Raw genomic sequence first — 24,720 nt, forward strand, 5'->3', positions numbered from 1 at the left:
AAGATAACTGTAAACCTTTTTTAGGACGTGACAGTTGACAAACAATTACGGAGGTACTAATGACCAGCGTAACAATACCTCTGCAATTAATGATTTTCTCAATAAAATGAATATAGGAGATATTATTATTGCAAAAAAAGGAACTGCAACACTTTTGGGGTATGGTAAAATAACTTCTCATTATTATTATGATGAAGAAAGAGCTGAATATCAGCATTGTCGTAGAATTGAATGGATAAAAAAAGGAGTATGGAATGCTCATAATACACTGCGCACTAAAACACTTACTGATATAACTAATGATGAATCAAAAATTATTAATGGTGTAAAATACGCTCAATACCTACTAAACATTATGAATGAAAATACTGAAAATCACGAAATAGAAAAAGTTATAGCACTTCTTCATCACAAACCTCAAATTATCCTACAAGGACCTCCGGGTACAGGTAAAACCCGCGAAGCCAAACGCATTGCCAAAGCATTATTAGGTTTAGGAGAAAATGATACTTTAAACAACAACGAGCAATTCAAACTTATTCAGTTTCACCCCAGTTATTCCTATGAAGATTTTGTAAGAGGTATTGTGGCTGAACCTAATAAAGAGGGAGATGGTATCGTTTATACTGCTGAAAACAAAATATTAGGTGAATTTGCTAAAAATGCCCTAAACAATTGGCATAAATCCCACCTAAGTACTCCAGTATTAGAAGAAGAAGAGGTTTTTGAGGCTTTCATTGAACATATCAAAGAAGAATTAGCCCAAAGTGAAGATTATAAATATCCTCTTACTGAGGCTATTTATATTTTTGATGCTGATGACAAACGATTCAAGTACAAAGGTGATAATTGGGAAGCTCATAACAAAGGTTTAAATATGAACTATGGCGAAATTAAAAATATTATTAGTTCAGGCGTAAAAGATAGACAAGGTGTTAGCAAGCTAACAACTATAGGCGCTCTAGCAAGACATCACGCTTCTTATTTTATTAGAATTGTAGAAAAATACTATGAGTTTAAAAATTCTTATAAACCTATAGTAGCTGATAAAATACAGCTTAAAAACTACGTCCTTATCATCGATGAAATCAATCGTGCAAACCTTTCTGCTGTATTGGGCGAACTTATCTATGCTTTAGAATATCGAGGCGAAGCTGTTCAAAGTATGTACTCCATCGAAGGCGACAGCTCCCTTACCCTACCCCCAAACCTCTACATTATAGGTACAATGAATACCGCCGATCGCTCCGTAGGGCATATAGACTACGCTATCCGCCGCCGCTTTGCCTTCGTAAATATTTTACCTAAAGACCTTACTAATGAATTAGGTAATAACTTTGCTAAAAGCCTATTTGATAGTGTAGCCAACTTATTTAAGGATAATCTATCTCCTGAATTTAAAAAAGAAGATGTACAATTAGGACACTCTTATTTCATTACAAAACATACGCCTATTAACATCCGTTGGGAGTACGAAATTAAGCCTATTTTACTTGAATATGTGAAAGATGGCGTACTTATAGGACAAGATATTGAAGACAAAATAAATGATTTAAAACCTCTTTAAATGCCTATCCTTCTATCCGAACATAAAGACTATATCGTCAATATAGAAAATAATCCTCTTTTTGAAATGCTCAAAACAAAGTCTGTAAGAGTATTCAAAACAGAAAGAGGACAAACTATTTATCCTTTTTCTTTGGAAGTAAATGAAAATTCAGTTACTCTAAAAGCCGATTACTACATAGGTATTGATTGGCTTGCAGGACAAGAATTTGTATATGTTGAACCCAAAATGAACTATCAAGAGCAGGAACTAGAAATTAACTTCCAAAAAATGCTATTTGATATTTACTCTGCTAATATAGATCCCAAATACACTCAGAATCTTATCAAAATCTATTGGGAGGAGCCTCTAATAACTATTGAACAACAGAAAGATAGGCTCACGCCTTTTCTAATAATACAGTTTTTATTATTACTAAAACATATTGTACGTAAAGGACTAAAAAAATCTTACTACATAGTAGAGAAAGATTTCAATAATCGTATTAAAGGGAAAATACAACTTAGTAAACAGCTCAAGCAAAATATCTTTAAAAACAAGTATACTACACATTTATGTCAATACCAAGAATTTGGAATTGATAATCTTGAAAATCGTTTTCTGAAGAAAGTATTGCAGTTTGTTATCAGCTTTAAGAATACCCATCCTAATTATTTTGCTGAAAATGATAGAGAGATACAACAGCTTATTAACCATTGTATCCCCTACTTTGAGTTGATATCAGATGAAATACCCTATAAAACACTTAAAAATATAGCTACAAATCCATTTTTCAAAGAATATGAAGAAGCCATTCGTATCGGAAATCATATATTGAAACGTTTTTCTTATAATATAACCCAAACATCGCAGCAAAAAGTAGCTATTCCTCCTTTTTGGATAGATATGCCTAAACTTTTTGAGTTATATGTATATAAAAAATTGCAAGAAATATTTCCTAAGCAAGAAATATTTTATCACTTCACCGCCGATTATACCGAATTAGATTTCTTACTCAACAGCCCTAAATACAAAATGGTCATCGATGCTAAGTACAAAACCATTTATAAAGAAGGAAAAGTAATAGACGATATTCGCCAAATAAGTGGTTATGCCCGCTTAAAAGATGTTTATAAAACATTAAAAATAGATGATGATAGATTGATAGATTGCCTTATTATTTACCCTTCTTTAGTGAATAGTGACAATTTCAGTATAGAAGATAAAGAAGAAATTTCTGAATATAAAAATCTCTATAAACTAGGCGTTTCATTACCATTAATCATTTGATTCCTCAATATATTTAGGGGCAAAATCATAGATAAAAGCACATACTTCAGCCATAGTAAGGTCGTTTTCAATACGGAAGTCATTCCACACACGGCAAAACTCCAAATAATACAATACCCGTTCTTTTACGTCCTCTCTTGAGGGTAAAGGAGGCATTTCTACGCCAAAAGTCTCTGCTATTTTCTTTAATTTTTTAAAATTGTGGTAAAAAAGATAAGGAATGTAGCAATCGTTATCCTCTACTCTATCCAAGCCATAAAGTGCAATAGAAAGAGGAATCATTCTTGGTATAAGAAAATCATAGTTTTCAGGATAAAAAATATCAAAGTCAAGCTTACACTCTACTATATACCCTTTCAGTCCCCTATCAAGTATATAGTTAAAAAGATCTTTTATAGGCACATCATAAGGAATTAGTGAATTTTCAAATACATTAGTGATAATGTGTATATAGGCAGGAAATTGGGCTGCAGCTTCTTCTTTTACAAAAGCTGCAAGAATACTATTCATACTCCCTTCTTCAAATATCTTTATAATTTTTTTTGCCTCTTTAGTTTCTTTGTAGTTGTTCCAGTTCGTTAAATCTGTAGTTTTCATTGTTTTATTGTTTTTTAATTTGTTTTCACTTCCCAAAAACCATTGCGTTTGCCATTTTTGCGCTCAATAAGTCCTTTTTCTACCAAATTTGCAGTAATGGTTTTTATGGTACGTTCCGATTTTCCTATATGATTGGCTATTACCTTTTGGGTAGCGGTAGGGTATTGTTGTAAGTATTGTAGCACTGCCATTTCTTCCAAAGTGCAATTCAAAGTGCAAATTTTGCCCTTTGGAATTTCCTCTTTTGCACTTTGAATTTCTTCACCTACTAATAAATACCTATTTTTAAGCTCATTTTCTTCACCTAAAATTAGGTTTCTAAAGAAGCATTCTATATATTCGGTAGTTGCTGTTATTCCTTTAGCAAGGTTGTTGTAGTTAGCACGTACTAAGGCGTTACGAAAATACCAAGAATGATAAGCAAAGGCTTCATTGCTCATTGCAAAGCCAAAAGTACGCAAATATTGAATTGTAAAAACCGCTGTCGTACGTGTATTTCCCTCACCAAAAGGGTGTATTTGCCACAAACCTGACACAAATTTAGCAATATGCTTAATCGCTTCCTCTACCTGCAATCCTTGATAAGAAAAATGCTTTTCCTGCTCAAAATCATAGTCCAAAGTCTCGCGCAAATTGTGCGCACTAGCGTAGAGGACTGTATCTCCACCCAGTACCCACTCCTTCTTGGTAATATTGTAATCGCGTAATTTGCCTGCAAACTTATAAATACCAGTGAATAACTTGCGATGAATGCCTATATATGCCACTGGGGAAAAGCTAAAAGCCGATTCGGTAAGTAGTTCAGTGATGCGTGCAGAGACTTTGTCGGCTTCCTCAGTGCGTTCTTCTGTATTGTCAAGGCGTAAGGTTTTGGATTGGTAGTAACTATCAATGAGATGTTTAGCCTCTTCAATGGTAATATCCCCCTCAATATGTTGCTTAGCCGTTTGAACAAGATAAGCTGAAGGTTTCAGTCCGTCTACCGCCTGCAAGCCAATAGCCGTCTGCCACGCCTCACCTTTTTCACGCCGATGAGGTTCAGTTTCCCTTATATATTGCTCAAAGTCATTCATTGTACTACTTTTTATTAATCCTTTATGCCTATAAAAATATCTACTTCGGAAGCATCTCCTTGCTGCGACTTCTCGGTGTAGCGTTCATAGTCATATAGATAAGTGCGATTGAGCGTAGCATCGTTGTCCCAAATATATTGCCACATCGCCCCTACTGCCTGAGGCATTACACCCTTGGCTACAAACTTTTGAAAGGTTTGTTCAGGAAATTCCCTACCTTCTAAGCTGTCGGGAATTGTACTGAGCGTGGTAACTTCCACTCCTATGATACAAGTGTAAGGCTCGGTATAGTCCTTTTGGTAATCAGTGTAAATGCTATAAATAGCATCGCTTACCTTATTAGGTATTTTTGCCAAAAGTTGCTCGCTAGAAAGCGTTGCCAAAGGTTTCCGATGTCTTGCATCGCTTGTCCGTTCTGATTGGTAGTGCGCACACTGATTCCTATGATTTTCATTTTTATATGATTAATCTATGAGTTTAGAGAAACTTTACCCTGTGCTATTTCATTGATAAGCGTTAAAAAAGCTTCTATATATTCCTTTTGATGTGCAGGAATAAAGTGTTTTTTATCACCTACAGTGAAAGCATCTCCTTCTTGACTCTTTTGTGCTGGGTGTTCTTTGATTTCTTGCCAACTACTTCTTACAGCTTCTTCCATCAAATCCCTACTTATCAAGCCTTCCTTGGTAAGTACAAAGCCATAAAGACCACCAAACAAGAGAGGAGCTGCTAAACTTCCTAACAGAATGCCTTCTATTTTATGTTTATTAGCAAATTTCTTATATTTCTTTTCATTTTCTGCGTAGAATTTCAATTGGTCTTCTATTCCTAATTGTTTTATTCTGCCTTTAAGGTCTGTTGCATTCTTAATTTCATCAGGTAAATATCCTTCTTTCTTCAATTCAGGTAAAACAATAGCAAGAACAGCTTTTAGAGGAGCTTCCAACATAGTTACATACTCTTTTGGGATCGTTTCATCTACCTTAATGATAAAATTTTGCCATAATTGATTAGAAAGGTTATCGAGGTTATCCTTATTAGTAAAGAGATGACTGTTAGCCTTCTTAGGCGTACTTATTACTGAAACATCTGTTTGGGTAAGGACTCTAAAATTAGTTATTACAAAGCCTACACTATCCCTTTTTCCTGAAATTACTGTTTTAGAATGCACACCAATAAAAGCATACACTTCTTCGTTAGGCATAGCTCCTAAAGGTGCTACTATCTGTTTTTGGGCTAATTGTAATACTTCTTGACTATCTTCATAAATAGGATTTTTGGTTTCTGTAACAAATAAAACACGTTGCACAGCTTCACCTGCATTAGACAAATAGTCTTGTAATTGATTTATAATATTAACATTCATATTCTTTGATATTTTTAGTCACTCTATTGATAGTTAAATTCTCTCTAACTTTTTCTTACAAACATTCTGATATTCTGCCTTGTGCGATTTCCTTATCACCATATCAATTTTTCGAATGAAATAAATCTTGTAGCCATTTTTCTTGTCTTTTTTATTGGTTAAACAAATAAAATTAATAAATTTCTACTTTATATTGCGCCCTATGGACCTTATATTGTATCCTACCGAGTTAATATTCGTTTTACGGCGTTAATATTGTGTTTCCACAACTTAACATTCTATTCAGACGAGTTAATATTATCTTTTTTGAAGATTATCTTCTACTTTAAATAAATCATCTATATTCATTTCGTTAGATATAAATTCTTTTTCATCAAAAGTTTTAACTCGTGCTTTTAAAGTAACACCCTTTCCTTTCATTTTTTCTAATTCATTCTTTAAATTTACATCCAAAATATAGAAAAACTCTAATAAATTTTTATCTTTTTTATCAGAAGGATTTATTCTTTCAGGAGGAATAGGATTAGATAAACAAAATTCTTTTTGACCTAATAAAGCTTCACTAATTTCAAAAATAGGAATAGAAAAACCTTTATATTTATCAGTTTTATTAGTTACTGATAAATATATTATTAGCTTCTCAATATCATATATATCAAAGAAACGAGCTAAATATAACTCTAAATCTTTTTCTGTTTGATTAATATTTTCCATAGGTTTATTTTATTAGAAAGGTTATTACTAAACTAATTCCAATTAAAGATAGATAGAAAAGAAATAATGTATAAGAAAAGAAAACTTTTCTGTAACATTCTTCATAGGATGATATATCCATAGAAAAATCTATTTTTTCATCTTCTTCTTTTCTTACTTCGTCATATAGTTTTCTATATTGTCTCTCTACTTTTATAAAATAAGCATCAAGAAACCAGAAGAATAACAATGGTAGAAAAGAAAAAGCAATATAACATTTGTTTATATCTTCCTTCTCTAACAGAGCAATTAATGCTACGGCAAGTGTAATACACCAACCTTTAATGATAAATGAATTATTTGCCATTCTATTAATGGCATTTTGTATAAATTCTAAATGTTTTAGTTTCTTTTCCATTTAAAAGCGATTTATATTACTATGTTTCTCTAAAGGATAGATTTCATATAAGCCATCTAATGCTTTATTTGGATTATTATAATCACTATATATCCATTTAAAAAAATCATCTTGAGACATTTCTGTTAGATGATCTAACTCTAACGGATAACTTATTTTTAAATCTGTACTAAAGCAATTTGTACTTTCCATTAAAGGAATATTTCTATTAGGAATTTTCTTTCTAATAATTTTACTTGTTTGTATTTCCGAAAAAATCCAAGGAGACAATGTTCTATCTAAATCATCTAGATTATCAAGGTTATCTTCTAATGAAATAGAATTAGGGGTATTTAGAAAAAATAATGTCTCACACTCATCAATCATCATATTTAATGAGTTCATAAGTATTAAATAAACGTGAGATGTACTATAATTTCTTTTATTATAGTCATATGAGCCTTTTTTTATTCTACAATATTCATTATCTATACTTCTTAATAAATCAGTACAATTTTTCCAAACAATAGAATCTACAAAAACATTTAAATGAAATTCTTTTTTCAACATCCCTGCTATAGTTAATGCTAAATTTAGATCGTTATGAGAATGTGAGAGAAATATATCAAATCTATTATATTGAGGAAAATACTCTTTCATTATTTGCTTAGCATCTAGAATATTCTTGTCTTTAAAAATTGATATATAAAGATGAGAAAAATTTTTCATTGAATCTGAAATTTCTGTTTCAGCTATCCTACTATAATAATTTATTTCCTTGTCAGAAAAAATATCTTTATCTAATTCTAAATTAAATCCTCTATACATTTTTTTATAGTTTTTAATATTATTTTCAAAAAACTCTGGCAAAGCTCATTTAATCACCTTTTAGTGCCATAAACTTTGCCAAAGTGCTATTAGTTACTATCCTCGGTACATCTTTTCCCTCAATTCCTGAATATTTTTATCATCCATATACTCATCGAAGGTCATATAGCGGTCAATAATACCATTAGGAGTAAGCTCGATGATACGATTAGCAACAGTTTGCGAAAATTCGTGGTCGTGGGTGGTGAAAAGCACTGTGCCTTTGAAGTTTTTCAGCGAGTTGTTGAAGGCAGTGATACTCTCCAAATCCAAATGGTTAGTAGGTTCGTTCAGCATTAGCACATTAGCACGCAACATCATCATACGGCTAAGCATACAGCGCACTTTCTCACCTCCTGAAAGCACTTTGCAGTTTTTAAGAGCTTCCTCGCCACTGAAAAGCATCTTGCCCAAGAACCCACGCACGTATACTTCCTCGCGTTCTTCCTCTGTTTTTGCCCATTGGCGTAACCAATCCACCAACGAAAGGTCTTGAGTGAAGAAATCGGAGTTATCCACAGGCAGGTAAGACTGTGAGGTGGTGATACCCCACGCAAAAGTACCTGCATCAGGCTTAAGGTTGTTGTTCAGAATCTCGTAAAAGGCTGTAGTGGCACGCGAATCCTTAGAAATCACGGCAACTTTATCGTCTTTAGCAAGGTTGATGTCCACATTCTTAAACAATACTTGTCCATCAATAGACGCAGCGAGGTTTTCCACGTGTAGAATTTGGTCGCCAGCCTCGCGGTCGCGGTCAAAGATGATAGCAGGGTAACGACGAGACGATGGTTTAATTTCCTCGATATTGAGTTTCTCCAACATCTTCTTACGAGAGGTCGCTTGTTTTGATTTTGCCACGTTAGCACTAAAGCGCGCAATAAATTCCTGTAACTCTTTAGCTTTCTCTTCCGCCTTTTTGTTCTGTTGCGCACGCTGACGGGCTGCCAACTGACTACTTTCGTACCAGAAAGTATAGTTACCCGAATAATGGTTGATTTTTCCAAAGTCAATATCCGAGATATGAGTACAAACAGCATCAAGGAAGTGACGGTCGTGAGAGACTACAATCACCGTATTGTCATAGTTTGCCAAAAAGTTCTCTAGCCAGCCAATAGTCTCAAAGTCGAGGTCGTTAGTAGGCTCGTCCATTATAAGTACATCAGGATTGCCAAAGAGGGCTTGCGCAAGAAGCACACGCACTTTGAGTTTGCCGTCCATTTCCGACATCATAGTGTAGTGCATATCCTCGGCAATACCCAAGTTAGAGAGCAAAGCAGCAGCATCACTTTCAGCATTCCAGCCATTCATCTCATCAAACTGCATTTGTAGCTCACCAATACGCTCAGCGTGCTCATCAGAGTAGTCAGCATAGAGGTCGTCCATCTCTTTCTTAATTTTAGAAAGGACTTTATTACCCATAATCACAGTGTCAAGTACAGTGTAATCATCATAAGCGTAGTGGTCTTGCTCAAGCACCGACATACGTTTGCCTGGTTCGAGGATGACACGCCCCGAAGTAGGCTCTTGCTTGCCTGAAAGGATTTTAAGGAAAGTAGATTTGCCTGCTCCATTGGCACCGATGATGCCGTAGCAGTTGCCTTGTGTAAAGGTTACGTTCACCTCATCAAAGAGAACGCGCTTGCCGAATTGTACGGATAAATTGGATACTGATAACATTATTAATAATGAATGTTTAATGATTAACGTTTAAAATGCAAATATACGAAATATTTTGTAATATTCCGTATATTTTTTTGATAGCTAGTTTATTTTTTCTGAGACTTTACCTTCCGTACTTGTTCTTGCGTTACGATTGTTTTATTGTTGTCCCAATTGTTATACACATAGGTAAGTACATCGGCTATTTGCTCATCATTAAGTTGCTGTGGTGGCATTACACCATTGTAGCTTTGCCCATTTACGGTAATTCCTCCAGAATGCCCTTTTACTACAAATTCTATAGCTCTATTCACATCGGCATTTAGGTAATCGGCTTTGGCAAGAGGCGGATAAGCTCCCGTAAGTCCTTGTCCTTGTACCTGATGACAAGCTACACAAGTACGGCGATATACGTTCTGTCCGTCTTCTAATTGTTCTGATAAAGTTTTATTTTTAGCAGTTTGTGGGGTGTTAGGTTCTGTCTTTTGTACTTTCACATCAGTAGCTTGATAAGGTTTAGGTGCTTCTCCTCCAAAAATAGTAGGGTTTTCCATTCCTTGTGCTACTAATAATCCTAAAGCACCTTTGTTGAAAGCTCTAAAAATAGAATGATCTACAAGCACATATACACCAGGCACTTCCACCTTAAATTCAACAATAGCAGCTCCTCCCGCAGGTATCATTGTAGTTTGTACATTTTCATTGATGAGCGAACCGCCTTCTACCCGCACTCTGTCAAAAATCTCACCTATCACGTGGAATGATGACACCAAATTAGGACCTCCATTCCCTACAAAAAGTCTCACTGTTTCACCTGGGTTGGCTACCAAAGCTCTTTCATTAGTAAGTGCTCCTACTTTACCATTAAAAACTACATAATCTGGAGTTTCTGCCAAAGCTTTTTCTTGGCTAAATGCCTGAGTACCTCCAGCACCATGCCCTTCAACAGTATAGAAATCACCTTGCATTACGTAATATTCCCTATCTACAGGGGGTAACCCTCCTTCGGGTTCTACTAGTATAAGCCCGTACATACCATTGGCAATATGCAATGGCACAGGCGACTGAGCGCAATGATAAACAAATAATCCAGGATTAAGACATTTGAAAGTAAAAGTACGTTGTTGTCCAGGAGCTACCAATGATACTGCTGCACCGCCCCCTGTTCCTGTAACAGCGTGCAAATCAATATTATGTGGCAGTTTATTATCAGGATGATTTTTAAGCGTAAAAACTACTTCATCACCCACACGAGCTCGTATAAAGCTACCAGGTACTGTCCCTCCAAATGTCCAAAATAAATATTTAGTACCGTCTACTATTTCGCCTTCTTTTTCAATAATATCTAAGGTTACGTAAAGACGCGTTGCTTTACGATTGCCTATAGGTGCAGGAACTTTAGGAGGTGAAGTAAGTTCTGCTTCCATTTCACCTTCTACTACAATATCAGTAGCAGGGATAGAAGTACTGTTGTTGCTACAAGAAGTAGCTATAAATGAAGTAAATAAAGCAAAAGAAAAGAGTTTTGTAATGTGCTTTTTCATCTTAGGTAGTCGTTTTTAGTTGGTACAAAAGTACAAAAAAATATAATAAGCACAATAATAAGATGATAATTTTATCTTAATTCTTTTTTAGGTATATAAAGCTCCTGTTACATTGATGATTTGAGTGGCTTCTTCTCTAAAATCTTCAGGGGTATGACTTATAATAAATACTGTAGCTTTCGTTGCCTCCTGATGTTTTAAAATTACCTCTTTCATCACTTTTTTCATTGTAGCATCTACCGATGATAGAGGTTCATCAAGCAATATAATAGGAGCTTTTTGTGCCAAAGTACGTGCCAAAGCTACCCTTTGTTGCTGTCCTCCAGAAAGTTGGGTTACTTTTCTATTTTTAAGTTGCTCCATATCAAAGGCTTTTAGCAATTGTTGTATGTATACATCATCTTTTTCCTTTTGAGCAAAAGCAATATTGCCCCACACCGTCATATTAGGAAACAAAGCATAATCCTGAAACATAAAAGCCACATTACGCTGTTGGGGAGGCAAATTAATACGCTGTTGAGTATCGATAAAAACCTTATTATTTGCGTTTATGTAAGCTCGTTCAGGTGTGATAAGTCCTGCTATTACCCTAAAAAGAGTAGTTTTTCCAATGCCAGAAGGACCGTACAAACACACCAAGGCTCCATCAGCAACTGTTTCATTTACTTCCAATTTGCGCTCACCTTCCGATGTAAAAATAGTATGTGATAGTTTTATAATCATCAAAAAAGATTTTATGAATTAAGAATTTTATTTTTTTTATTTACACTAAAAATAATTAGCAGAATAAGAAACGAAATAGCAAAAAGTATAAAAGCATATTGGTTAGCAAGATCGTAATTCAAAGCCTGCACTTGGTCATATAGCTCAATTGATGCCACTCTTGTCTCGTTAGGAATGCTTCCTCCTATCATCAGTACAACACCAAATTCACCTATACAATGGGCAAAAGTAAGTGCAATTCCTGTAATTACAGATGGTTTGATATTAGGCAACAACACACGCCAAAAGGTCGTCCATCGGCTCTTTCCCAAAGTGTAAGCCGCCTCTCTAAAACTCTTGGGCAACGCCATAAAACCATTTTGTAACGGCTGAATCATAAAAGGCAAATTTGCTATAATACTCACCAATACTACTCCCTCAAAAGTAAAAGCTAATTGTATATCAAAATGTTCACTCAAAAATGCACCAAAACCGCGTGTCGGACTGATAAGCAACAAAAAGTAGTATCCCATTACTGTAGGAGGAAGTACCATTGGCATACACAATAAGGCTTCAAAAATTACTTTTAGCTTAAATTTTGAGTAAGCCAACCAATAGGCTATTGGCAAACTTAATACAAACAAGACGGCAGTTGTAATTACTGCCATCTTGCCTGTAAGTAATAAGGTATTTACGAAACTTTCCATTATTTTACTTCGTATCCGTGTTTTTTCCAAATAGCGGTAGCCTTGCTACTAGTAATATATTTAAAAAACTTATCTGCGGCAGCCGTATTCTTACCTTTTATTACCACGCCTGCCTGAGCTATAGGTTGGCATTCTTCATTTTTCAAAATGTAGTACTTACCTTGTTTACCTTTCATTTCAGGTGCCAAAATAGTTGAAAGTGCTACAAATCCCACTTGTGCATTCCCTGTCGATACAAACTGTGCTGTTTGGTTGATGTTCTCACCCCATACAATTTTAGGCTCTACTGTCTCATATAAGCCCAATTTTTGAAGTGTTTCTACTGCATTTTTACCATAAGGCGCCAATTTAGGATTAGCAACAGCTATACGATTCACTTTAGGGTTAGATAGAGTAGCTTTTATGCCCTTTTTCACATCAATACTCATACTCCACAAAGCTACTTTGCCATAGCAGTATACTACTGAGCTACCTTCACCAAAACCTTTAGCAATCACTTCTTCAGGAAATTTAGTATTAGCAGCCAAGAAAAGGTCAAAATTAGCTCCATTCACAATTTGTTGTGTAAGCGTTCCCGAAGCTCCAAATACTATCTCTATTTCTGCACCCTTATTTTCTTTAAGGTATTGTTGTTTTAGTTCTTCCAATACATAACGTAAGTTAGCGGCAGCAGCAATTGTTATTTTATCAGCTGCAAAGCTGAAACCACTTGTAAGCATTAAAGCTACAACAAGCACAAATTTAAATATTTTTCTCATATGATAATCGTTATTTTTCAGTTTTTTTAAAAGTTAATCATTATACGCCCTTGTAGTATACCTATGTTTTTGTCGTTTTTAACCTTACTAGTAAGGTTGGTATGAGTGTATGAAAGCATTAGTTGAGCGTGTTTATTCACTACATAGTTAGCACCCAAAGTATAACTGCGCATTTGTACTCCTTTTTTTACACCTACTATGTTTTCACCATTGTAAAGGTCTGCCCAGCTTGCTCGTGCTACTGCTTCCCAGTTACCTGCTTTGCTAAGTCCTTTTAGTACAGCTTTTTGTGCATCATACTTATAAGTAGCTCCGTTAAAGGCATATCCTGCTTCTACGTATCCTGCTTGATAAGTACTTGTACCATCCGTTTTTTTGCTTACGAAAGTTTTCATATATTCGCCACGAACAAAGAAGTTTTCGTTATGGAACATACTTTCTACCCCAAAACGATAACTACTTCTAGGGTTTTCTATTGTCATTTCTGCGCCCAAAGCTGTAGCTTTTGGATTTATGTTAGTTTCTAGCGGACTGCTAATGGTCAATGTAGGATAAGTTCTGATGTAAGCAAATCGCTGGCTGGTACCAAATTGGAAAGTGCTTGTCTCATTAGCTATTGCTTTGAAAAGGTAACGTCCTGATAAAACAACACCAGAATCTCCTGAAGCTTGGTCGTTATAAGGACGCTCACTAAATATACCTGTGTGAGTGAAAAATTTAGGGTTTACATAGTAGTAAGTAACACCTAAAAGACGTGACCCACCCAATGTATTGTGAAAATTAGGACGTTGTATAAAGTGATACGCCATACGTCCTGTATTGGTTGTCATTCCAAAAGGTTCCCATTGGTAGCCAAAACGAGTAGCTTTGTACACACCCTCCTCATTTTTATGAGTGTAACGTACCCAAAGGTCGCGTGTGCGATTAGCTCCTGAAGGGGCTGCAAAATCAAAATCTGCATACGCATCCCAGTTGCCTGTCTTAAAACCAAAACGAGCACGTGCTTCAGTAATTTTTGTACCTGAAGTTAGTGGTGTAACATCATCTACATAATAAGCAGCATCAGCCATAAAACGCATCCCTATAGTTGCTTTTATATCACCACTTGTAAATGAAACTTGCGCCGAAGTAATAGAGAAGAGTCCTAATACACTTCCCGCTAATAATAAAAAATGTTTATTCATATAATTTGAATTATTAATAAATTTCGTTATGATAATTATTACTACACGACAAGCCTAAAAAAAGGCTACTTATGTGCCTCTAAATAATTCTCTAAAATCGGGTGCAAAATTATTAAAAAAAAATAACATACAAAACATTTTCTTAAAAAAGTTTTAATTTTTTTTACCCTCCTATTTTTATCATACTCCTATTTACTAATTTATTATTATCAACAGTATTCATTTCAGAGAACTGTCCTCCTTTTTCTTTATGTTTTCGCCATATACCTTCTTTTATAAGAGCTGTCAAATCTTCTCCTTTTCGGTACAAAGACAACAAGTCAAACTCTTCAGCTCCAAAAAGACAATTTTTCATCTTCCCATCCGAAGTGAGTCGTATACGGTTACACCCCCCGCAAAAAGCATTACTCATTGTAGATATAAACCCAAAAATTCCCCTACTCTCTTCACTCAATTTATATTTGCGAGAAGTATCGTGTTTTTCATCAGTGAGTTTTATACAATCATATGATTTCTGAATCTCCAAAAGCATCTCATTTATAGAAATTACTTTGTTGCGTTCCCACGCATTACCGTAAAAAGGCATAAATTCAATAAAACGCATCTCAATAGGATAGCTATGTGATAAGCCCACCAGTTGCAATAGCTCATCATCATTCACGCCTCGCATTATCACAGCGTTTAGTTTCACCTTAAATCCTTCATCTATACTGCGTTGTATATTTTCCCACACTTTAGGTAGCAAGTCGCGTTTAGTAATTTGTTTAAAACGCTCATTATCCAATGAGTCTATACTGATATTCAAATTCTGAACCCCATTATCTTTAAATAACGTCAAATATTTGTCTAACAACACCCCATTGCTCGTCACGCCCAACGACACATCAAGTGTAGCCAATTTCTTGATAATCTCAGCAAAATCGTGTCTTACTAAAGGTTCTCCCCCTGTAATACGTATTTTATCAATACCGTAATTATCTACAAATACCTTCGAGATACCAAAGATTTCATCACTATTCATCAATTTGGCATTAGGGGTACTGCCAAAAGGTTCATCTGGCATACAGTATAAACAACGAAAATTGCAGCTATCTGTAATAGATAGCCGCAAATATGTATGTTTTCGTCCGAATGAATCGATTAAATTAGTACTCATATTCTTCTTCTTTTTCGTCTCCTTTCAAAATCTTACCTGTTTTAATCATCGGGATATAACGAAGAAAGAATAACAAGCAGCCAAAAATGACTACTGAACCTATAGCCGACCACGTAGCAAAATTTTGTACATCAATTTCCGTATTATACAAGTACAATGCCTTATTGATAGTACCAAAAAGTAGCCACATTTGCATACCTGTAAACATTATATAGATCGCTATAATAAATCCCAACATATCATTGATACGTGAGGTTACTTTCTGAAGTGGTTTTTTTCTTATTGCCATAATTCCATTTTTTTAATTATGAGTGTGCCTTATGATTAATTTGCTTTTCATAAGTATAGTCTTCCACGTATATTTTGTCGTCTTTCACAATCACATTCAATCGTGGTAATGGGCGTGGTGGTGGTCCTTGTAACACCTTCCCATCCTTAGCATCAAAAAAACCGTGATGACAAGGACACTCTATCATCTGATGTTCGTGATCGTAAATCACAGCACAAGATAAGTGCGTACATTTTTGCTCATATACGCGCCAATCATTCTCTCCCATCCTTATGAGCATATAAGGATTACGATGATCTCCATCTACATAAAACGTTTTCTGTGTACCTACCTTTATGTCCGAAACATTGCACACAAAGTAATCTTTAATTGTTTTTCTTTTATGAAAAAAATTAAAAACCGGTATAAAAACGTTAGCTACAGCCATAATTCCCGAAAAAAGTGTAATCACTTTCAAAAAATCACGCCTTGCTACATAACCTGCCTCTGTCCTTTTAATTGGAAAATCTGCTTTCCAATCAGGAATATCTTTATATCTGTCTGCCATTTGTTGTTAGTCTTTTTAGTGTTTTTAGCTTTTAAAATACCTTTATCTCTTCGCTACCTTTTGGCATCATCAGGTTTACTTTAGTAGTAACTACCTCTTCGCCAAATATAAACTTCTTAATAGGTGTACTATTAGGTCGTTTTTTAGCCACATTTTCTTTTGTATCAAAAGTCAAAGCTCCACTTGGGCAAACAGTAGCACACATAGGCTTTAACCCTACGCTTGTACGGTCGTAGCACATATTACATTTTTGCATCAATAGTGCATTTTGGTCTGGTATTTTAGGCACCCCAAATGGGCAGCTAAGCACACAGTTTGCACAACCTATACATTTAGATACATCTGCTGAATGTACAATACCATATTCGTCTTTCACTATAGCATCTGCAGGACACACATTCGCACAAATAGGATCATCACAGTGCATACACACTTGTACAGTAGTTTGTACAGTCTCCCGTCTGTCTATATAGTGAATATGAATCATTGTCGTTTCTCCGTTGGTTTCACACTCTGCACACGCCATCTCGCATGAGTGACAGCCTATACAGCGCTGCATATCCAAGAAAAACTCCATATCATTGAATTTCTCAAATTGTTCTGCCATTTTGTTTTACTCTTTTTATTTTACTCTTAGTAATTTTGTTGTTAGTATCAGTAATACTAGTTATTCCACTACAGTATCACCATCTTTGTACAATACATCACGGCTTCTGTAAGCGTACTCTGCCGAATCTTTTGCCTTTCTCTCGCCTGTTTTTTCTATTTTACAAGCACATACCTTAAATTCAGGCATTTTTGATATAGGGTCAAGACCATCCAAACCTACTGTCAATTGGTTTGCCGCATTTACACCACCCCAGTGATAAGGAATAAATATAGAGTCTTTACGTATGGTCTCTACCACATTAGCAGGAAATACTGCATTATTGCGACGAGTAATAACACGCACCAAATCACCTTCTTTTATACCGTATTTGGCTGCCAACTCTGGGTGTATTTCCATCAAAGGTTCTGGATATATATCTATAAGCTTTCCAATACGCCTTGTTTGTGTACCACTCAAGTATTGGCTTACCACACGTCCTGTAGTGAGCACTATAGGATAATCTTCATCTGGTTCTTCTACTGGTGGAATATAAGGGGTTGGGTTAAAGTGTGCTTTGCCGTCATTCGTTTTGAATTTCCTATCTTCCCATAGGCGTGGGGTTCCTGGGTGATCCAAACTTGGACAAGGCCAAAATACTCCCATATTCTTTTCTACTTTTTCGTAAGTAATACCGTAATAATCAGCATATGAACCCTTAGATATATGACGAATTTCGTTAAAAATATCCTCACTGCAAGAGTAGGTAAATTTATCCTCTTGCCCAAGACGTTTTGCCAATTCTTTAAGGATTTCTATATCGCTTTTTGCTTTCCCTGGAGGATTTACAGCCCCCGAAATACGCACTACTCGCCCTTCCGAAGTTTTTGTTGTACCTTCTTCTTCTTCTTGTAGCGACCCTGCCAATACAATATTTGCGTGACGTAGCGTTTCAGATAAGAAGAAATCTATACCTGCATAAAACTCCAATTTTTCTAAAGCACTTTTTACATATTTGTTATTAGGCAATGAAACTATAGGATTAAAGCAGATAGAGAGCAAACCTTTTATTTCCCCTTTATTGATAGCGTCAATAATTTCATAGGCACTTAGTCCTTTTCTTGGTAGCTCTTCTTCTGTAATACCCCAAAAATCAGCTACTATTTTACGGTGTTCTGGGTTTTCTATATCACGGTTACCAGGTAGCTGGTCGCATTTATGTCCGTGTTCACGTCCTCCTTGTCCGTTACCTTGTCCGGTAATAGTACCATAACCGCAGTAAGGTTTTCCTATACGTCCTGTAGCCAACACCAAGTTGATACAGCTCAGTACGTTCATCACTCCTTTGCGGTGTTGTTCTATACCACGAGCGTGCATCAAGAACGATGTTTTAGCCTTGCCCCACATTTCGGCAGCTTTATAAATCAGTTCTTTAGGTACACCTGTGATTTTCTCACCCCATTCAAGGGTGCAGTGTTCCACTTCTTTAGCAGTTTCTTCCCAGCCCGAAGTATAGTTATTTATAAAGTCGTGATCAAGCCAATCATTATCAATAAGCACCTTTAGCATAGTACTCATTAGTGCCGTATCAGTTCCTGAGCGCATAGGCAAGTGAATATCGGCAGTACGTGCTATAGGGGTTACACGTGGGTCAATTACAATCAGTTTTGCACCATTATCACGTGCTTCCCAAACTCTATAGGTAAGCACAGGAAAACATTCCGATACGTTAGCTCCTGTAATGATAATCACTTCAGCGTGAGCCAAATCAGCCCACGAGTTAGACGACCTATCCATACCAAATGCTTTCTTATTACCAGCACCAGCGCTCACCATACATAACCTACCGTTATAGTCTAAGTTAGCAGTTTTTAGTGCTACGCGAGCAAATTTACCTACCAAGTAACTCTTTTCAGTAGAAAGTGATACGCCCGAAAGCATTGCAAAGGCATTTCTACCATAAGTCTCTTGTATGCGTTTAATTTCGCTTACTACAGTGCTGTAGGCTTCTTCCCATTCTATAGGCACAAAGCCTACACCTTCTACACGTTTAATAGGTTGTAATAGGCGGTCTGGGTGGTTATCTTGCATATAACGTTGTACTCCTTTAGGGCACAAACGACCTTCATTGAAAGGAAACTCACGCCAAGGTTCAAAACCTACTACTTTCTTATTCTTTATTTTCAGTTTGATACCACACTGCAAACCACAAAAGCAGCAGTGGGTTTTCACTAATTCATCTGGTGTCTGTGAAGCACGCGCTTTAGCAGTTTCTTTTGTCATATAGTGCTTATGCGGCCCCCACTTTGCTATAATCTCATCTACGGGTACGGGTAACGTTGCCATAATATTACGAGTTATCTTTTTTAGTTGTTGAATATATTATTAAGTTACTTTGAGTAAAGATTTTTTATTAACCAAAGTAACGCCCATCCGCTTGTCTTGCCTTTAAGTGTGCTTTAGCAAGCATACAGCGCTTTCCTTCAGGACTGTACTCCAAATAGCTCATTCCTTCACTGTTTTCAAGTTTAAAACCAAGCTCTTTGGTTACCTCCTTAAGGTCATTAATTTGCATTTTAGTAGCATATTCCTCTTCTGTGTGTGGGCACACTTGCATCCCTTCTTTAGCACCTTGTATACGATATACATTTGCTCCTATTTGGGCAGGGCGTTGAAAGATATGGAAGAATTTACCAAAAGGTATCCACATAAGGAACATCGCTACTGCTATAGCGTGTATAATAGCCATAAACTGACTCATTTTACCTTCCAAAAATGAATAGTCAAACCAAATACCCAATCCTGTTACCGAAACTACAATAAGTAATATTAGTGGAATCCAGTCGCGTTCAAACCATTGGGTTGCCAACTGTCCCTCGTCTATCATTCGTCTGTGCATCATTATTGCACTACCTATGATTACCATTATAGCTGTCCATACAAGTATATGAAATAAAAATAATGCTACAATAGTACCTAATTTAAATTCCATTACAGTGAATCCCATCATATGAGTTTCATAAGTATCGGTAGTACCAGGAACCAAAGTAAAGTGCATCCATCCAAAAGTAAGCCCAAAGGTTACCCCAAAAGATATTAAGCAACCTACAGAGAGCAAAAAGTGCCCCAGCCAACGCATCTTACTACGTGGCATTAAAAACTTCTGAAGTAAAAGATTTTTAAACGTCAATCGTCCGTAGTCCTTCAATTGACTCCAATAATCCTTGCTGCGTAACAATTGCCAAGTGCGTTGCCAATACTTTTTGGTGGGTGGGCGCTGTAGCCACATCGTGTGTCGATAGGCTATACCAAAAGTCATACTGATGGTACCAAAAAAGTAAATCATCAGTGCAGCATCGTAGTTCTGCAGATTTACAGAACCTATCACAGTAATAGCTATAACCCCCAGAGTGGCTATAACTGCATTGCGAAATGCTTTCTTGTTTATTCTGGTGAAAATTCTGAACATAATATTTGTTTTACTCGCTGCAAATTTACAACTAAAAAGTGAATTACAAAAGTTCTTAATGTAATTTAGAACGTTTCGTAATTCACTTATTTTCTTAAACCTATTGAAATATAAGGCTTTTATGCCTTGATTAGTTTCTTTCTAATTTTTTACTAGCTTGGGCGTTCACATCCTTTGCGTGTATAGAAGTACCAATTTATCCAAGTAGCAACTATACATAATGCAAATACACTCCAAAAGAATGCATTAGAATTACCTGTAAGTTGGTTTGATTGACTGATAAGAACACTAAATATAAAAGGCCCAAAAGCAGCCACTGCAGCTGTCCATCCTATTACTCCTGCCGATTTACGTGGCGAAGCCGCAAAAATAGTAGGATATTGCTTAAAGGTTGCTGCATTACCAACCCCTGTAAAGAAGAATATAGTCAACATTATAGCAAGGAACATTGGAAATTGATCCGCCGAAGTAGGTGTCAAATAACCTCCTAATATAAGTACTGCAAATAGTATTGTCATTGCAATACCTGTAATATGTGTAAGAATAGCACCTCCAAATTTATCAGCTACTTTACCAAAAAGCACTCGCATTCCTGAACTTATCATCGGCCCCAAGAAAGCGTAATGCAATGGGTCGATACTACTATCAAGTTTACTGTACAAACCTCTAATCAGCAACGGAAAAGAAGCTGAAAGACCCGCAAAAATACCAAAAGTCATAATATAAGTAATCGTGCAGTACCAAGTGTGTTTATCACTAAAAATATCCAATTGCTCTTTAAAAGACGCTTTTACAGGAATACTCTTCAGTGAAAACCATGCCCAAATACCCACTAAGAAAAGTGGTAATACATAAATAAAAGCCACATTCTCTAAGTAGATAGTTTTACCAGCTTGCGCTACAATCTCGCCTCCGCCCATAAAAGAAAAAATACTCAAACTAATAACAATAGGCGAAAGTAATTGTACCAAACTAACCCCAAAGTTACCTACCCCTGCTTGAATACCCAAAGCTGTTCCCGACAAACGTTTGGGAAAAAACAAAGAAGTAGAAGGCATATAAGATGAGAAATCACCACCACCAATACCAAGCAAGAAACCTATCACCATAAAATATCCATAAGATGATGAAGGATCCATTACCGCAAATCCAAGCATCAACAACGGAATAATCTTCAATAGCGCACTAATAGATACTACCTTTTGTGTCCCAAAAATAGGAATCAAAAAAGTATTCAATATACGCAAAAGCCCACCTGCCAAACCTGGCATAGCAGCCAACCAAAACAATTGGTCTTCATTAAAATTAAAACCTATTTGAGGCAATTTAATAACCACTGCACTATACAAAAACCAGCACGCAAATGAAAGTGTAAGTGCTATTGTCGTAATCGTAAGCGTTTTATTTGCTATCTTTTTTCCTGTGGAATGCCAAAACTCTTCATTTTCAGGCTCCCATTTTTCTAACCATTTACTCATTTGTAATCAATTATTAATTATTTAGTCTTTAATTATTCTATCTTATCTTGCAACTCTGGGGCTGCTTTCTTATTTAGTTTGTTGATGGTACGGTGCATCCAATACAAGCACGCTGCCGAAGTAAGGAATACAAATATCCAAGAGCTTGTCCATAAGCCAGAGAAATCAAGCAAGTAACCAAACAAAATAGGCCCTATAAAGCCTCCAAGACCCCCTATCAAGCCTACCATACCTCCTACGATACCTACCTCATTAGGGAAGTATTCTGGTATATATTTGTATACAGCCGCTTTACCTATTCCCCACATAATACCAATGAGGATTACCAAAATAGTATATACCCATATATGAGCCTCAAATTTAATAAGTGTAACCCCTTGCGCTATCACCTCTTTTTTCTTCACCGCTTGGTTATCTTTCACCAAAGCTTCTTGCCAAGAGTATGATTTAGGAAATATATTATTCTCATCGCGTATTTCGGGCTTTTCTTTTAGAACAAAAGGTTTATCCACCCCTTGTAAGGTAATACTATTGTTTTCTACTTTTTCTACTATCGTATTTTTAGGCGAAGCAACTCCCTTACCTGGAGTTAGAATCTCCATCTTGGGAAGCATCAACAAGCCTCCAATAACAAGAGATGAAAGCAGTACCCAATGCATTACTGCACGTGCCCCAAATTTATCTGATAAGTAACCTCCTAAAGCTCTAATCACCCCACTAGGCAAACTAAATGCAGAAGCAAGCATACCACCTAATATCAAAGAAATACTATATACATTGATATAATAAGGTAACAACCATTGTGAGAAAGCTACAAACAAACCAAATACCAAGAAATAGTACAACCCAAATCGCCATACCCTTGTTGATTTAAGTGGTGTAAGCATCTGATGTACAGATTTAGGAGCTTGTGCTGCCTTCTTATTCTTAGTAAAAAGTAAAAAAGCCAAGCCCATTACCAAAATTACAATACCATAAATTATAGGTAGCCAGCGCCACCCTTCTAAATTCTCATTATTATCTGTAAGCCACTTTAAAAGTGTAGGTGCCAAAAAAGTAGTAAGTGCAGCACCAGCATTACCCATACCAAAAATACCCAATGCACGCCCTTGCCAGTTTTTAGGATACCATACTGAGGTGAAAGCTACCCCTACTGCAAAACCTGTACCCACCATACCAAAAAGAATACTCAAAATAAAGTACATCCAATAGGAATTTACGAAGTACATTAAAAAGAAAGGAATTGCACAGAAAATAAGCAATGTACTAAATACAGGTTTTCCACCGTATTTATCTGTTAGCATTCCCATTAAAGGACGGAATATAGATCCTGATAAAATAGGTAAGCCCAATAGCCAACCTGTTTCTACTACACTCCAATTAAAAATACCATTATCTACCAAATAGGTAACCAACACTCCATTAAGTGTCCAACAGGCAAAGCAAATGGTAAAAGCTAATGTGTTTAGCGTAAGTACAAAATGTGACGTACGCAGTGATGTCTCAGAACTCATTATTTATTATATTTTAAAATTGAATTTTCAGGCAAATGTATTAACTTTTTTTTATTCTCAAAAATAAAAACGAAAAAAAGAGAAATAAAAATTGATTTTTTTAATAAGCTATTTTTTATACATTTGATTATCAATAATATATAATATTTATAATACTATTGTATCTTTTTATGTATAACATCAAAATACAATGCCTCATACATCGGAACAATCTTTTCCTCATCAAAACGTTTTGCTACCTCAAGAGCTCCTTTTTTAAACTCCTTTAAACGCGCTTCATCTTCAAGTATATACAAAGCTCGTGCTGCCATTGTATCTATATCACCCACCTCGCATAAAAAGCCCGATACTCCTTCTTCATTCACCTCAGGAATCCCCCCTGCATTACTCGATACCACTGGCACCCCTGCTACCATAGCCTCTAAAGCCGACAAACCAAAGCTCTCCGACATTGAGGGTAACAGAAACAAATCAGAAAAACACAATATTTGCTCTATATCCGAAGTATTACCCAAAAACAATACACGTTTCTTAATCCCCAAATTCTTACACAATTGGTCTGCTATTTCACGATCAGGCCCATCACCCACCATTATGAGTTTAGCTGGTATTTTTTCTTGTATTTTAGTAAATACACGCACCACATCCTCCACTCGCTTCACCTTTCTAAAATTACTAATATGAGTAATAATACGCTCATCAGGGTGTGCCATTACCGAACGTTTACACTCTTTAGGCTCTGTATGCTTCTTCAAACTAATAAAATTTGGGATAACATCTATCTCCCTATCTATATTGAACAACCTAAGCGTATCACGCTTCAAACTTTCCGATACTGCAGTTACTCCATCAGATTCGTTAATACTAAACGTTACCGCTTCTTTGTAATTGGGGTGACTACCCACCAAAGTAATATCTGTACCGTGAAGCGTAGTTATCATCGGAAGTTCAATCCCCTCCCGCTTCAGCATCTGTTTTGCCATATAGCCAGCATATGCGTGCGGAATAGCATAATGTACGTGCAATATATCTATGTTATAAGTTTTTACTACATATACCATTTTCGTAGAGAGCGCCAACTCATAGGGTTGATAATGAAACAGAGGATATTCCTCTACGTGTACCTCGTGAAAGTGAATATTCACCTCCAAAAAATCCAACCGCACAGGATAACTATAAGTAATAAAATGTACTTGATGCCCTTTGCGAGCTAAGGCAAGTCCCAATTCGGTAGCTACTACACCACTTCCCCCAAAGGTAGGATAACATACAATGGCTATATTCATCGTTTAATATTT

At 36.0% G+C, this 24,720-nt stretch carries 23 protein-coding genes and 1 pseudogene; 2 read left to right on the top strand and 22 right to left on the bottom strand.

Translation table 11 applies throughout. The features are described 5' to 3' along the window. The first annotated feature begins 34 nt into the window (after nucleotides 1–34). The gene (locus HMPREF9075_RS09255) at nucleotides 35–1,567 is read left to right on the top strand and encodes an AAA family ATPase (protein ID WP_232305094.1); all 1,533 of its coding nucleotides are present in this window, start codon (nucleotides 35–37) and stop codon (nucleotides 1,565–1,567) included. Further along, nucleotides 1,568–2,836, top strand: a complete 1,269-nt coding sequence (locus HMPREF9075_RS09260) for a hypothetical protein (RefSeq protein ID WP_009416292.1) — start codon at nucleotides 1,568–1,570, stop codon at nucleotides 2,834–2,836. On the opposite strand, the gene HMPREF9075_RS09265 is transcribed toward HMPREF9075_RS09260, so the two are convergent. The 22 genes and pseudogenes from HMPREF9075_RS09265 to bshA all read right to left on the bottom strand — a co-directional run bounded on the left by HMPREF9075_RS09265 (nucleotide 2,825) and on the right by bshA (nucleotide 24,708). Next, nucleotides 2,825–3,433 carry a hypothetical protein gene (locus HMPREF9075_RS09265; protein WP_157049247.1) on the bottom strand — a complete coding sequence of 203 codons (609 nt, stop codon included), beginning with the start codon at nucleotides 3,431–3,433 and terminating at the stop codon, nucleotides 2,825–2,827. The genes HMPREF9075_RS09260 and HMPREF9075_RS09265 overlap by 12 nt on opposite strands. 14 nt (nucleotides 3,434–3,447) lie before the next feature. Beyond that, a complete protein-coding gene (locus HMPREF9075_RS09270; RefSeq protein WP_009416294.1) occupies nucleotides 3,448–4,506 on the bottom strand; it encodes a Fic family protein in 1,059 nt (352 codons plus the stop codon). A gap of 14 nt (nucleotides 4,507–4,520) precedes the next feature. Then, nucleotides 4,521–4,960, bottom strand: a pseudogene (locus HMPREF9075_RS09275) (GyrI-like domain-containing protein). Between the two features lie 15 nt (nucleotides 4,961–4,975). Continuing rightward, a complete protein-coding gene (locus HMPREF9075_RS09280) occupies nucleotides 4,976–5,872 on the bottom strand; it encodes a hypothetical protein (RefSeq protein WP_009416296.1) in 897 nt (298 codons plus the stop codon). Nucleotides 5,873–6,169: 297 nt separating this feature from the next. Continuing rightward, nucleotides 6,170–6,586 carry a hypothetical protein gene (locus HMPREF9075_RS09285; protein WP_009416297.1) on the bottom strand — a complete coding sequence of 139 codons (417 nt, stop codon included), beginning with the start codon at nucleotides 6,584–6,586 and terminating at the stop codon, nucleotides 6,170–6,172. Between the two features lie 4 nt (nucleotides 6,587–6,590). Beyond that, complete coding sequence (locus tag HMPREF9075_RS09290; RefSeq protein ID WP_009416298.1) at nucleotides 6,591–6,983, bottom strand: hypothetical protein; 393 nt, start codon at nucleotides 6,981–6,983, stop codon at nucleotides 6,591–6,593. Then, entirely contained in the window at nucleotides 6,984–7,790 is an 807-nt protein-coding gene (locus HMPREF9075_RS09295) for a hypothetical protein (RefSeq protein WP_062079419.1), read from the bottom strand. Between the two features lie 96 nt (nucleotides 7,791–7,886). Then, entirely contained in the window at nucleotides 7,887–9,506 is a 1,620-nt protein-coding gene (locus tag HMPREF9075_RS09300; protein ID WP_009416300.1) for an ABC-F family ATP-binding cassette domain-containing protein, read from the bottom strand. A gap of 89 nt (nucleotides 9,507–9,595) precedes the next feature. Then, complete coding sequence (gene nirK / locus HMPREF9075_RS09305; protein WP_009416301.1) at nucleotides 9,596–11,032, bottom strand: copper-containing nitrite reductase; 1,437 nt, start codon at nucleotides 11,030–11,032, stop codon at nucleotides 9,596–9,598. A gap of 87 nt (nucleotides 11,033–11,119) precedes the next feature. After that, nucleotides 11,120–11,755, bottom strand: coding sequence for an ATP-binding cassette domain-containing protein (locus HMPREF9075_RS09310; protein WP_009416302.1), 636 nt, complete (start codon nucleotides 11,753–11,755; stop codon nucleotides 11,120–11,122). 11 nt (nucleotides 11,756–11,766) lie between these two features. After that, entirely contained in the window at nucleotides 11,767–12,441 is a 675-nt protein-coding gene (modB, locus tag HMPREF9075_RS09315; RefSeq protein ID WP_009416303.1) for a molybdate ABC transporter permease subunit, read from the bottom strand. Next, nucleotides 12,441–13,199 carry a molybdate ABC transporter substrate-binding protein gene (gene modA, locus HMPREF9075_RS09320; RefSeq protein WP_009416304.1) on the bottom strand — a complete coding sequence of 253 codons (759 nt, stop codon included), beginning with the start codon at nucleotides 13,197–13,199 and terminating at the stop codon, nucleotides 12,441–12,443. The genes modB and modA overlap by 1 nt, the downstream gene beginning before the upstream one ends. A 26-nt stretch (nucleotides 13,200–13,225) precedes the next feature. Continuing rightward, nucleotides 13,226–14,383, bottom strand: coding sequence for a porin (locus HMPREF9075_RS09325; RefSeq protein WP_009416305.1), 1,158 nt, complete (start codon nucleotides 14,381–14,383; stop codon nucleotides 13,226–13,228). A 163-nt stretch (nucleotides 14,384–14,546) separates the two neighbouring features. Then, the gene (gene moaA, locus HMPREF9075_RS09330) at nucleotides 14,547–15,539 is read right to left on the bottom strand and encodes a GTP 3',8-cyclase MoaA (protein ID WP_034557425.1); all 993 of its coding nucleotides are present in this window, start codon (nucleotides 15,537–15,539) and stop codon (nucleotides 14,547–14,549) included. Beyond that, entirely contained in the window at nucleotides 15,529–15,828 is a 300-nt protein-coding gene (locus HMPREF9075_RS09335; protein ID WP_009416307.1) for a hypothetical protein, read from the bottom strand. Before HMPREF9075_RS09335 ends, moaA begins: the two co-directional genes overlap by 11 nt. A gap of 16 nt (nucleotides 15,829–15,844) precedes the next feature. Beyond that, nucleotides 15,845–16,375: a ubiquinol-cytochrome c reductase iron-sulfur subunit gene (locus HMPREF9075_RS09340; RefSeq protein WP_009416308.1), complete on the bottom strand. Its 531-nt coding sequence runs from the start codon at nucleotides 16,373–16,375 to the stop codon at nucleotides 15,845–15,847. Between the two features lie 31 nt (nucleotides 16,376–16,406). Then, entirely contained in the window at nucleotides 16,407–16,982 is a 576-nt protein-coding gene (locus HMPREF9075_RS09345) for a 4Fe-4S dicluster domain-containing protein (protein WP_009416309.1), read from the bottom strand. A 60-nt stretch (nucleotides 16,983–17,042) separates the two neighbouring features. Further along, nucleotides 17,043–19,307 carry a molybdopterin oxidoreductase family protein gene (locus HMPREF9075_RS09350; RefSeq protein ID WP_009416310.1) on the bottom strand — a complete coding sequence of 755 codons (2,265 nt, stop codon included), beginning with the start codon at nucleotides 19,305–19,307 and terminating at the stop codon, nucleotides 17,043–17,045. Nucleotides 19,308–19,374: 67 nt separating this feature from the next. Next, nucleotides 19,375–20,430, bottom strand: a complete 1,056-nt coding sequence (locus HMPREF9075_RS09355; protein ID WP_009416311.1) for a hypothetical protein — start codon at nucleotides 20,428–20,430, stop codon at nucleotides 19,375–19,377. Between the two features lie 152 nt (nucleotides 20,431–20,582). Next, on the bottom strand, nucleotides 20,583–21,908 hold the full coding sequence (locus tag HMPREF9075_RS09360; RefSeq protein WP_009416312.1) for an MFS transporter: 1,326 nt from the start codon (nucleotides 21,906–21,908) through the stop codon (nucleotides 20,583–20,585). A 32-nt stretch (nucleotides 21,909–21,940) separates the two neighbouring features. After that, nucleotides 21,941–23,422: a nitrate/nitrite transporter gene (locus HMPREF9075_RS09365; protein ID WP_009416313.1), complete on the bottom strand. Its 1,482-nt coding sequence runs from the start codon at nucleotides 23,420–23,422 to the stop codon at nucleotides 21,941–21,943. Nucleotides 23,423–23,577: 155 nt separating this feature from the next. Continuing rightward, nucleotides 23,578–24,708, bottom strand: coding sequence for an N-acetyl-alpha-D-glucosaminyl L-malate synthase BshA (gene bshA, locus HMPREF9075_RS09370; protein WP_009416314.1), 1,131 nt, complete (start codon nucleotides 24,706–24,708; stop codon nucleotides 23,578–23,580). Between the last annotated feature and the right edge of the window lie 12 nt (nucleotides 24,709–24,720).

This window comes from Capnocytophaga sp. oral taxon 332 str. F0381, assembly GCF_000318275.2.
GTDB classification, from domain to species: Bacteria; Bacteroidota; Bacteroidia; order Flavobacteriales; family Flavobacteriaceae; genus Capnocytophaga; species Capnocytophaga bilenii.